This window comes from Ureibacillus sp. GCM10028918, assembly GCF_042666115.1.
Classification (GTDB): Bacteria; Bacillota; Bacilli; order Bacillales_A; family Planococcaceae; genus Ureibacillus.
In genome coordinates, this window is the sequence record NZ_JBHTFK010000041.1 from 213010 (window position 1) to 219217 (window position 6208).

Genomic DNA, 6208 nt, shown 5'->3' on the forward strand with positions numbered 1-6208 from the left:
GTTACGGCTCCCACTAACTTTATGATATTTAGAATTAACTAGAGGCCCTCGTGCATTAAATAAAGAGGCTTCTCAAAAGTCATTTCAACTAATGAAAGCCTCCAATCCTCTATGTTTTGTTGTCTCATTATATGAAACCTTTATAGCAAATTACTAGTGAATATTGATTCTAATCGTGGCTGGAATTTCTTTTTAATGGATTGATATTGATCTATTATCACAGCTTCACTCTTTTCAATAATTCCCACTCGTTCCAATACTTCTTGGCTTAGTTGTTGTGAATCTGTAGAAACAACTAAATGCTGTAATCCAAGTGAAGCTGCAGCATCAAATACTTTAAAGCGATACCCCAAAGCAATTGCTGGAACATTAGCAGTCAAAGATAAAAAGTTTGCATGCAGTTTAAAGTTAATGGTTGCCTGATAACTAGACAATTTTTCTATGAGCTCATTTTCTGTATAAAGATTTTTATCAAGCGTTACATTTTTGGGGTCATTTATCTTTTCGTATAATCTTGCACAAGAAGGTATATCATCCTTCCAAACAGTATAGATCATGATTTTATACTCTGACTTGATCAAGTGTCTAGCTGTTTCAACTAAGTGCTCCTCAACTAAGCTCTCGTTCCCCCCATACAAACGATTGAATGTTGTTCCCCAGTTGATGCCAATGACTTTTTCTTTTTCACTGGTATTTTTAGGATTCGGTTCTTGCAACAATAGTCCAGGATCCCCAATAATTTCAACTTTTTTGGCTTTGTCGCTTCCAAGCATAATTTCAATTGCCTTTTTGGTTAATGGACCCCTAACCCCTACAAACAATGCCTTTTCAATTACTTCATCTAATACTTCTATATCCTTTTGTTGAAAATTCCGTTCCAAGGAGTGTAATTTATCGTTTACTAATAAATCTAGATCTTGCTTCCCAATCCAATCTAATCCTGTTCCCCATATGATGACTGATTTACCCTTATGGATAGCACTTTGAAGCATCTGAAGATACCCTGGCAATAATAGAGAACCACCCCCTAAAATTACCGTATTATATTTTTCGAGATTTTTTAGATCGATGCCAGGTACAGAAGGAATAATATCGATTTGATCCTTATCTAAATATTTACCGCTAATATCTTTAAAGATGTTCCATAATAATTCGTCTCCTAAATTATTAAAACCAACCCATCCTATATATAGGAGCTTTTTCAATTTACGCTTCCTCCTTTAATTGTATCGGAGTAAATTTTCACAATATCCATTACTACATTTTGGATATTAAATTTCTCTTCCACCATTTCTCTGGATTCTATTCCATAAACCTTAAGGTTTTCTTTATCTAATAAAAGTTTTTTTAGTTCATCCCTCAAAATATGTCTGCTGCAAGAGGTTTTGGAGCCATGATCTCCAAAATAATGGTTCCATGCTTCATCAATATTTGTCTTATTTACAGTTCCAAAATATCCATGGTTTCCAACTGCTATAACCGGCTTTTCCGATGCCATTGCCTCGAGGGCTACCCGTCCAGTTCCAACTATACAATCCGCAGCCGAATAATAAGCATGCATATTCCTCTGTTCCCCAACAATGTGGATGAAAGAATCTTTGCACTGTTTCTCAATCATTTGCGATAAGTTTTGTATGTCACTTAATCTGTCTCCATCGCCTACTACAATCACATGAAGATTTGGTATAGGATTTAATTTAAGATCCTTGCAAGCCCTTAGAAAGATCGAACAAACACTGGCCTTTGACCAAGTAATCCTACTCGCATAAAGTACGACTAAAGACTCTTGCGGTATATTTAATTCATTTCTTAAATCTTCATATAAGGGTTCTCGAGGATATTCCTCTAAATTAATACCATTTGGGACCAAGTTAGGATTTTGTATACCAAACGTTTCTACATAATTACATAACGGTGGACTAACACAAATAACTGAATCGGATAATTGAAGAAGTTTACGAATTTCATGGTTTGGGTAATAAGTACCATGTACAGTTAAAACTGCTCCAACTCCCTTATTTTTTGCAGCCTTACCCGCCAAGTATCCCGAGGGTGATTGGTGGAAGTGGACTAGAGATATGTTTTCATTCTCAATAATGCTTTCAATCTTTCCCACTAACTCTTTTTCAAGTTTTTCCTCAAGATCTAAAGTACGAGGAAATTCAATATCATAAATCGGGCAATTAAGTGATTCAAAGGAACTTACCAACGTACCTGCCTTCCTAGCTGCGATTGCTACAAACAGATTATTTTTTATTAACTCCTTTGCCAAACCCAAAACATGGGTTTCAGTACCACCAACATATAAAGCATCTATTACAAGTAAAATCCTTTCTTTATTCACTTTTGCCACTTCCATAAAACAATTTTGAACGCTGCTTTTCATGTAGACGATAGTAATACAAGACTTCTTTTAGATTCTCTATTTTCAAGTTAGCATTTAGAAATTTTACGATAAATTCATAATCCTCTGCTCCAGTGATCCTTCTGGTTGGTCCGCCAAGTAAATCAAAATACTTGCCGTGAAATAAAATAGTTCCATGGCAGACACAGTGCTTCCCTAAAGCATATATTTTTCGAATGGAATCTCCATAATGCAGCCAATCTGCTACTTTACCACTCTCTTTATTCCCATCGCTAAACGCCCTATAATTTGTTCCTACTAAACTATACTCTGGATTTTTTAGTAAGAACTCTACTTGTTTTTCAACACGTAAAGGATGTGAAATATCATCAGCATCATTAAGTGCGATAAACTCCCCAGAACTCATGAAATAGCCGGCAGTGAGCGCCCCCGCAAAGCCTGTATTTACAGGAAGATTGCATATAATAGTTGGAAAAGAAGGTTTTGTATTCTCTATCCACTGTTCTACTAGCTCCATAGTATTGTCTGTCGAAGCATCATTTACAAGAATTACTTCTATATTTTTATAAGTTTGAGATAGTAGACCGTTTAAGCAATCTTCTATATAAAGCGATGCATTATAGCATGGGATCACAAAACTAACTAATCCTTCTTCTCTTTTCTTCATAGTTATCACCTCTCAATTAAACTATGAAATCTATTTCACAATGTTTGTGCGTTCTACTTATTTTTTAAATTTTTTAAGAAACTATGAAAATTACATCATGTTCACCCAAACACAATCTATCAAGTAAACATATAATTCAACATACTGCAAAAGAAAGGAGATAAATATGTGGCAATTACGTTTAATTCTTAAGTCTTTAGAAGGTTCCACAATTGAGATTTCAACAGAATATTCTAGTTTAACTGGAATATTAATAGAAGTCGAAGAAGACTACATTGTTCTCAGAACAGCTGCTCATTTACTGTATGTTCCGTTAACAAGCATTAAAAGTTTATCTTACTAAATAGGAGGTGCTAATGTTGTTTGAAAACTATTTATACAACCAGCTTCGTAGATTAGTTAATCAGGATGTAACAGTTGCGGTTGCTGAAGAATTGTATAGCGGGAGACTACTATCCGTTAATAATTCCGTTCTTAGGTTATCCGAGTCAACTGATAACTATGAGAGAGAGTTTAGAAATGTAGTAGTACTGTTATCAGAGGTAAGTTTTATCCAAGTAGATGCTAATTAAACGGAAGAATATTGTAAGTAAAATAATGAAGTAGGTAGTTACTCTATTGGTAAATATAGTAAAAAACCGGGCAGATTCATGCCCGGTCCTTTTTTTAGCATAATAAAAGATAGAGGGTTACTCTGCCTTAACGTTTATTGTTTGATTTGCGTAGAATACAGCTCATTTAACATGTCAATTTTTTTCTCAATGGCATCTTCGAATGTCATAATGTACGCTGCCGGATCTTTAGGATTATGGAATTGAGTAATCTTTCCTGTTTCAGGATTCACAAACTTAGTTGAAGCTCCACATCCAATTCCAAGTATCGTTTGAACTTCTTCCATAATGACAATATTATAAATACTCTCTTCGCCTGGTTTACAATAACCTACGTTCTCCAAGTTTCCGAGGATATTCTTTTGACGATATAAGTAATAAGGAACATATCCATTCTCTACTGTCCAATTGCTCGCCATCTCCATCATTTTTGTTACGGTTTCACGGTCGGCCACTTTGTACTTATCCTTATTATGTGTCATTTCAGATGCTCGCTTGAAGGACAAAGTATGAACCGTCAGTGATTCCGGCTGCATTTTTGCACTTTCATCTAGTGAATGCTGGAATTCCTCGATACCTTCATTTGGAAGACCGATGATTAAATCCATGTTGATATTATTCATTCCTGATTCTCGAGACAGCCAGAATTTATCGATTGTTTCCTGAACAGTATGGTGCCGACCAATTGCTTTTAATGTTTCATCTGTATAGCTTTGTGGATTAACTGAAATTCGGTCGATTCCCCACTTTTTGAGAACTTCAATCTTCTCGGGAGTAATTGTGTCAGGTCTGCCGGCTTCTACTGTAATTTCACGAATCTTATCTGGATTTGGGAAGGATTCAAACATTGTTTTGTATAAAGCATCCATTTCATCTGCTTCGATGGATGTAGGTGTTCCCCCACCCCAGTAGACAGAAGTGATATTCATATTGTTCTCCTTTAACCATTTACCCATTGCGCGGATTTCAATATGCAATCCATCAATAAAGGATTCTACACGACCTGCTTTACGATTGCTTTGAATCGCATAGGCCGGGAAAGTGCAATAGGCACATTTTGTCGGGCAGAATGGTACGCCAATATACACGGAAAGCTCTTTATCTAATTCATCCAAGTCAGGAATTATGACTAGTTGTCGTTTAACAATTTCACGCATTAAAGCAATTTTCGAATCTGATATTCTGTAGTCTTTCTTTAAAATCGCATAGATTTCTTCATCGCTCATGCCCTGTTGACGATATTTATGATAAAGCTTTGTCGGACGTACTCCTGTCAGAATACCCCACTGCTGCGTCATTCCTGTGTATTGTTCAAGTACATCGAGCATGACATGGGAAAGGGCACGCTTCATACGTATTCCCTGTTCTTTTTCCGTACCTTCAGTTTCATACTGAATGGAATAATTACTTGTATATGTTAGTCCTTCCACTGCTAATTCACATGCAGTATGGATTGTATAATCTTCATCTATTGAATGTTGAAAATGGAAAGATAGTTCTGCATCTTCAGCCGTCACGACAATCTTGGAATCTTCGTAGAATAAATTGGCAATATGGTTTAAAACTCGGTTCCAATCCTCTTTAAATACTTCATTTACTTCGATTTTCTTCATCGCTTATGTCTCTCTTCCCTATTAATTTAAGGTATTTCCGTTAACAACAAAGGAGAAATTACTCGGCTTCGAGTAATTGTTTGAATTTCAAACGTTAATTATAACATGTCTTTTTAATATAACAAATGATGTGGAGGAATTGATAATTATTTTACTGTTACCTTTTGTGGTAGCAATCCGCTTGTCGTTGCCCGGTTCCGTTTGATTACACTATTTAGGGGCTGCGAGATTGCTTGTGGTTCCCCCGTTCCGCTTGATTCACTATTTACGGGCAGCGAGATTGCTTGTCGTTGCCCCGTTCAACTTGTTTACACTATTTACGGGCCGCGAGTCTGCTTGTCGTTCCCCTAATCCGTTTGTTTACACTATTTAGGGGACGCGAGATTGCTTGTCGTTGCCCCGTTCCTTTTGTTTACACTATTTAGGGGCAGCGAGATTGCTTGTCATTGCCCCGTTCCGCTTGATTACACTATTTAGGGGCAGCGAGATTGCTTGTCGTTGCCCCGTTCCTTTTGTTTACACTATTTAGCGGCAGTGAGATTGCTTGTCGTTGCCCCATTTCGCTTGTTTACACTATTTAGGGGCAGCGAGTCTGCTTGTCGTTAACCCATTCCGTTTGATTACCCTATTTAAGGGGCAGCGAGATTGCTTGTCGTTGCCCCGTTCCGTTTGTTTACACTATTTACGGGCAGCGAGACTGCTTGTCGTTGCTCCGTTCCGTTTGTTTCACAATTTAAGAGCAGCGAGTCTGCTTGTCATTGCCCCATTCCGTTAAATCACACTATTAAGGGGCAGAGAGGAACTACTTTAATTATGATCCGCGACCCAGCTATGCCGTACTGGTTCCAAAATCGAGTAGGAGGGAGTGATGAACTCCCGACCTCTCACACCACCGTACGTACGGTTCCGTATACGGCGGTTCAATTAAGATGGACAACGCAAAGTTTCGTAA

The 6208-nt window shown here is 37.3% G+C and carries 6 protein-coding genes; 2 read left to right on the top strand and 4 right to left on the bottom strand.

Features of this window, described 5'->3' with window-relative positions; all coding sequences use genetic code 11:
* Positions 1-140: 140 nt before the first annotated feature.
* Genes ACFQU5_RS20275 through ACFQU5_RS20285 form a run of 3 tightly spaced genes read right to left on the bottom strand, consistent with a single transcriptional unit; the run spans position 141 to position 3032 of the window.
* Positions 141-1205: a polysaccharide pyruvyl transferase family protein gene (locus ACFQU5_RS20275; RefSeq protein WP_390292071.1), complete on the bottom strand. Its 1065-nt coding sequence runs from the start codon at positions 1203-1205 to the stop codon at positions 141-143.
* Positions 1202-2344 carry a glycosyltransferase gene (locus tag ACFQU5_RS20280; protein ID WP_390292073.1) on the bottom strand — a complete coding sequence of 381 codons (1143 nt, stop codon included), beginning with the start codon at positions 2342-2344 and terminating at the stop codon, positions 1202-1204. Before ACFQU5_RS20280 ends, ACFQU5_RS20275 begins: the two co-directional genes overlap by 4 nt.
* The gene (locus tag ACFQU5_RS20285) at positions 2337-3032 is read right to left on the bottom strand and encodes a glycosyltransferase family 2 protein (protein ID WP_390292075.1); all 696 of its coding nucleotides are present in this window, start codon (positions 3030-3032) and stop codon (positions 2337-2339) included. Before ACFQU5_RS20285 ends, ACFQU5_RS20280 begins: the two co-directional genes overlap by 8 nt.
* A 166-nt stretch (positions 3033-3198) precedes the next feature.
* Here ACFQU5_RS20285 and ACFQU5_RS20290 point away from each other — a divergent pair, with 166 nt between their 5' ends.
* Both ACFQU5_RS20290 and ACFQU5_RS20295 read left to right on the top strand, forming a co-directional pair.
* Positions 3199-3375 carry a DUF2642 domain-containing protein gene (locus ACFQU5_RS20290; protein WP_390292077.1) on the top strand — a complete coding sequence of 59 codons (177 nt, stop codon included), beginning with the start codon at positions 3199-3201 and terminating at the stop codon, positions 3373-3375.
* A gap of 16 nt (positions 3376-3391) precedes the next feature.
* A complete protein-coding gene (locus tag ACFQU5_RS20295; protein ID WP_390292079.1) occupies positions 3392-3604 on the top strand; it encodes a hypothetical protein in 213 nt (70 codons plus the stop codon).
* A 134-nt stretch (positions 3605-3738) separates the two neighbouring features.
* Here ACFQU5_RS20295 and ACFQU5_RS20300 read toward each other — a convergent pair whose 3' ends face one another.
* Positions 3739-5256, bottom strand: a complete 1518-nt coding sequence (locus ACFQU5_RS20300; RefSeq protein ID WP_390292081.1) for a coproporphyrinogen III oxidase — start codon at positions 5254-5256, stop codon at positions 3739-3741.
* Positions 5257-6208 lie beyond the last annotated feature (952 nt).

Coding starts and splice junctions, on each gene's coding strand:
- ACFQU5_RS20285 (WP_390292075.1), bottom strand. CDS start 3,032: ATGAAGAAAAGAGAAGAAGGATTAGTTAGTTTTGTGATCCCATGCTAT.
- ACFQU5_RS20290 (WP_390292077.1), top strand. CDS start 3,199: ATGTGGCAATTACGTTTAATTCTTAAGTCTTTAGAAGGTTCCACAATT.
- ACFQU5_RS20300 (WP_390292081.1), bottom strand. CDS start 5,256: ATGAAGAAAATCGAAGTAAATGAAGTATTTAAAGAGGATTGGAACCGA.